A 4,951-nucleotide genomic window follows, 5' to 3' on the forward strand; every position below is an offset into this window, starting at 1 on the left:
TAAAGGCTGATGAAATGCATGTAAACATGTCGTCGGGTAGCGATTTGAAGATGACACTTGAATCGCCAGAAGCCAAATTTAACATGAGTTCAGGCTCAGATGCAATTGTAAAGTATGAGGGAAAAGTACTGACTATTAACGCATCGAGTGGTAGCGATTTTGAAATTGATGCTGACGAACTTGAGGAGCTTGACCTTGATATGTCTAGTGGTTCAGATGTGGAATTACACGGCTCTGCTGCATCCTTCAAAGTAAATGCCTCAAGCGGAAGTGACCTTGATGCTTTTGATTTTGTAGCAGTCAACGCCATGATTAATACCAGCAGTGCATCGGACGTTAAAATTACCATGGCTGGCGGAAACCTGACAGTAAATGCCTCAAGTGCAAGCAGTGTGAGATATAAAGGAAAAGTGAAAAACAGCAGAGTGAATGCCTCCAGTTTGGCATCCGTAAAAAAACAATAACTGATAGTTTAAGGCGGCTGTCCAAAAAGGCGTGGAGACTCTCAATGACGAAGATATCTGACTTTTTAGACAGCCTCTTAATTATTTAAAAGTTCTCTTTGCTTACAAGAATTTCTTAAATTTGATTGACTAAAACACAGAGATTATGAGAAACTTATTCGTATTTATTCTGGCAGTTGCCCTGTTAGCGCAAGGATGTGAATTTATACCCAATGGTATTAAGGGTAACGGTAAAGTAACCGAAAAAGAGATTGAAGTTGGCGACTTTAAGGCCGTTGACGTTCGAAAGGGGTTCGATTTGTACCTTACAAAAGGCGAATCCACTGCGGTTAGAATAGAGGCTGACGAAAACCTAATACCCCACATACAAGTCCGGGTTGAAGGCAACACACTTATAATTACAAGTCGTAAAAATATATGGCGCTCCAGGTCACTGAAGGCTTATGTTACTTACACAGCACTTGAAGCTATTAATGCCTCCGGCGGTTCAGATGTGTATAGTAAAAGCAAAATTAAAGCGGAGCGTTTTAATTTGAGTATTTCAGGCGGTAGCGATGCAGAAGCAGATATTGAAGCAAATACTTTAGAGGCAGATTTAAGCGGAGGATCAGATCTGGAGCTTGAATATGCCGGAAGAGAACTTAACCTTTCCGCTTCAGGGGGATGTGATGCAGAGCTTACGCTTAAAAAGCTGAAAAGGAGTATCATCAATACTTCAGGCGGCTCTGACGTCAGTGTTATTGGTGAGTGCGAGAATCTTACGCTGAATGCTTCCGGTGGTAGCGATTTTAACGCCCGTGGATTTAAGGTGGCTGTCGCCGATATTAGTGCAAGTGGTGCCGCAGATGTAAGAATAAATGTAACTGAAGAAATTAGTGTGTCGGCCAGCGGTGCTTCATCAGTACATTACGACGGAGGAGCAAAAATTGTGCGGCAGGATATTGGACAGGTATCTACCTTACGTGGTAATTAAAATATAAAGTTTTACGAATAAGTTAAAAAAGAAGAAGTCCGGGTAGGAGCCACCTATCCGGACTTTTATATGTGGTAAATTGTTATTCTGATTTCTTATTCTCTTCATATTCATCAACTTTAAAGAACGATATAGCCTCTTTCATCACCTGGGCCTGACTGCTCAGTTCTTCTGCGCTTGTAGCAAGTTCTTCCGATGAGCTTGCATTCTGTTGGGTTACATCATTGAGCTGCTGCACTGCCCTGTTGATTTGTTCTGCTCCACCGCTCTGTTCAGTGCTAGCTGCGTTGATTTCAGTAACCAGGCTGGTTGTACGTTCCAGGTTGGGCAACATGGCCTTCATGCGTTCGCCGGTTGTAACAGCCAGCTCTCTCGAGTTTTGTGTTAAGTTTACTATTTCATCTGCTGCCACCTGGCTTCGCTCGGCCAGTTTGCGTACTTCGGCTGCTACCACGGCAAATCCTTTTCCGTGCTCACCAGCACGTGCAGCTTCCACGGCGGCATTAAGCGCCAGTATGTTGGTTTGTCTGGCTATTTCGTTAATGATATCTATCTTTTCTGATATCTCTTTTGAGGCAATGGCGGCTTCTTCAGACTTCTTGCTTACCTCTTCAATGCCAGATGAGGCTTCGTTGGAAATTTGCTCTGTTTGTTTTGCATTGTCATTGTTTTGCTGAATATTGGCTGACATTTGTTCCATTGATGAGCTTACTTCTTCAACCGAACTTGCTTGCTCGGAGGCTCCCTGAGCAATTTGTTGAGAATTGTTGCTCACTTCATTACTGGCACTTGCAATATTATCTGCTTCCTGGATTATGGTCTGGGTTATTTCCCTGAGTTTGGCAATCATTTTATTTAATGCATCTGAAAGTTGCCCCACTTCATCTTTTTGATGGATGTCGAGTTTTACATTCAAATCGCCTTCTGCTATTTTATTTGCAAATTCAACACCTTGTTGCATAGCTTTTGAAATTGTCCGGCTTAGGAGATAATTTATTAAACCAAATATCAGTACACCTAATACAATAGCTATTATTAAAGCATTGCGTGTTTTTTGAATAATAACCATCAATTCTTCTTCATAAATGCTTACGGATACATAGGAGTTAATAGCATCCAGGTGCTTAAAATACTGAAATTTCTGTCGCCCTTCCCACATATATTTGGTTTTACCCTGATTGGAATTGCTGTTTTTTAGTTGTTTGAAAAACACAGCATTAGAATGATTTTCTCCTTCGCTTGTCGGGTGAATGATGAAGGTGCCCTGGTCATCTACCATAAATGGATAACCTGATTCAAAATATGTTTTACTGTGGAAGATTTGCTTTATCTGTTCCAGGTCTTTTTCCTTCACGCCTACATATAGTATCCCGCTTATTGAACCATCAATACGGATTGGTTCATATGCAGTAAGATACCAATCGTTTACAACAAATGCTCTTCCTCGAAAAGTTTGACCCTTTTCAATGGTTTGGATAACCGGTGAGCTGTTGGGAATAAATGTACCTGTAGCCCTTTTTCCGTTTTCTTTTCTAACGTTTGTTGCTATACGTAAATATCCGCCATTTATTTTTTGAAATATTGTAACTGTGTGCCCAGTGAGATCCTGAATTTTATCGACTATTTGTGTGTTGCCCTGTATCTTTTCGCCATTGATTTCCCACGTGGGTAAATTCACCTTCTTCGTGCGTTTGGTATTCTGATTTATGGCATTGTAAGTAGTAGTTTCTTCTTTTATATCAATTTCCCCGAGGCTGTAAAAATATTGATGAGCAACTTTTAGATCTGAGTTAACCTGTTCCTGGTTAAGTTCGAGTTGCACAGTAATGAATTTTGACAAATCTTCAACCTGCTCTGTCATCCTTATATCTGTGTCGTTCAGTATTTTTTCACGCATGGTTTGAGTCATGTAAATACCAAGAATGACCATTATTACAATGATGGTTGAACTTAAAATAATGTTAAGCCTTGTGCCGATTTTTAGGTTGTTGAGTTTTAGCATAATTCCTTGTTTTAGTTGGTTTGTGAGTTGCTCGGCATATGGCCGGGGAGGATTTTTCTAATACCTAAAATTACATAATTATGAAATATAAACCAATAAAAAAAGGGTGAATCAACCCGAATTAACCTTGTTGTTAAGGGAGTTAGCCTGTTTTGCAGCCATGACATCTTAAATTAAAAAAAACGGTGCTGGGCTAAGTTATGTCTGTTATGGGTTTTTGAGGCCAGTCTCCAATTTATTGCTTACCTCTCTTATTACCTGTTTGTGCAGATAAGCTGCATTGGTTTGAATAAAATTTTCTACAGCTTTTTTATCTCTGCGAATTAATACACGTAAGGCCCATGATAAGGCTTTTATAATCATCGGGCGATGATCATTTACAACTTTTCGGCAAACCTCAATTGTGCGTTTCGAATCGCCTTTTCCGCCTCTTGAGGCCTGATTCAATGGAACTGTACTTACAACAGCGCATCTTTTTAGCCATAAATCGTCACTTTTAAGCAGGTTGTGGATATATTGATCATCGACAGTCCCAATTCTCCAAAGCACACCAAGTATAAATGTACTGTAAGTGTCTGTTAGTACCCAGTTGTCAAGGCAAGCTGCAAGCTTTTCTGCTTCCTCTATGGTTAAAATGTTAATTACTTTTGGTTCCTGCTCCAAAAAGTAGTAGGCCAGATGATGGCATTCATGGTAATGGGTTTGCGTGAGATTAATGGCAAGTGCTGTTTTTTGTTGCAAAGTCCAGCTATTTGTTGTTTTTCGAACCTTAATAACTACTTTTTTAATATTCGGAGAGCTTACTCCAATAATTTCAAGTTTACCCGGGAAATTACCCATTGCCGATGCTTTTCTTGTATCATCCTGCAACGATTTTAGCTCATAAATAATTTGATTTACCAACTTTTGAGTGTTCATTTAATTGCTGTTTGTTCGGTTCCGTACGATTTTTGTATGTTCTTTTGAACACAATTTTAACTTTTTAAATTTATCAAAAAAATGATACGCGCAGCCCTTTTTTTACTATCCGTTACTCTTTTGGCCGCATGTAGCCCTCAACCTGAAAGCAATTTTGAATTTCAGCTGCCCTTTGAAACTTCAGAGGGCAGTAAGACGGCTACTTACGAACAAACCCTGGAATTTTGCGAATCGATTGAGAAAGCATCTCCGCAGGTATTTTACACTACTTATGGAGAAAGTTCTCAAGGGTATAAATTACCATTACTTATTGTAGATAAAGATGGGTTAAATGAAGTGGAAGCCATCAGAGATGCCGGGCGCACAATTTTATTTGTAGAGTCGAATATTCACCCCGGTGAACCAGATGGAAATGATGCCATGATGCTATTGCTTCGCGATATTGTAACCGGGAAAAAGAAAGGATTGCTCGATAGTGTATCCATCATGTTTGCCCCGGTGGTGAATCCAGATGGGTTAAAGCGCTTTGGGGCCTACAATCGCATCAATCAAAATGGACCAGAAAAGATGGGTTGGCGTACCAACGCCCAGAAT

5 protein-coding genes are annotated in these 4,951 nt (G+C 40.1%); 3 read left to right on the forward strand and 2 right to left on the reverse strand.

Annotated features, from left to right (window positions below):
• On the forward strand, nt 1-464 hold a 464-nt coding region (locus tag VJ937_RS08840; protein ID WP_324066533.1), incomplete at its 5' end, for a GIN domain-containing protein.
• 145 nt (nt 465-609) lie between these two features.
• Nucleotides 610-1,437, forward strand: a complete 828-nt coding sequence (locus VJ937_RS08845) for a head GIN domain-containing protein (RefSeq protein ID WP_324066534.1) — start codon at nt 610-612, stop codon at nt 1,435-1,437.
• A gap of 82 nt (nt 1,438-1,519) precedes the next feature.
• On the opposite strand, the gene VJ937_RS08850 is transcribed toward VJ937_RS08845, so the two are convergent.
• Nucleotides 1,520-3,439: a methyl-accepting chemotaxis protein gene (locus VJ937_RS08850; protein ID WP_324066535.1), complete on the reverse strand. Its 1,920-nt coding sequence runs from the start codon at nt 3,437-3,439 to the stop codon at nt 1,520-1,522.
• A gap of 207 nt (nt 3,440-3,646) precedes the next feature.
• On the reverse strand, nt 3,647-4,357 hold the full coding sequence (locus VJ937_RS08855) for a DNA alkylation repair protein (RefSeq protein WP_324066536.1): 711 nt from the start codon (nt 4,355-4,357) through the stop codon (nt 3,647-3,649).
• A gap of 81 nt (nt 4,358-4,438) precedes the next feature.
• Between VJ937_RS08855 and VJ937_RS08860 the strand changes: the two genes are divergently transcribed.
• The coding region (locus VJ937_RS08860; RefSeq protein ID WP_324066537.1) for a M14 family zinc carboxypeptidase at nt 4,439-4,951 on the forward strand (513 nt) is incomplete at its 3' end.

It is taken from the genome of Salinivirga sp., assembly GCF_035268865.1.
GTDB lineage: Bacteria > Bacteroidota > Bacteroidia > Bacteroidales > Salinivirgaceae > Salinivirga.

Coding starts and splice junctions, on each gene's coding strand:
- VJ937_RS08845 (WP_324066534.1), top strand. CDS start 610: ATGAGAAACTTATTCGTATTTATTCTGGCAGTTGCCCTGTTAGCGCAA.
- VJ937_RS08850 (WP_324066535.1), bottom strand. CDS start 3,439: ATGCTAAAACTCAACAACCTAAAAATCGGCACAAGGCTTAACATTATT.
- VJ937_RS08855 (WP_324066536.1), bottom strand. CDS start 4,357: ATGAACACTCAAAAGTTGGTAAATCAAATTATTTATGAGCTAAAATCG.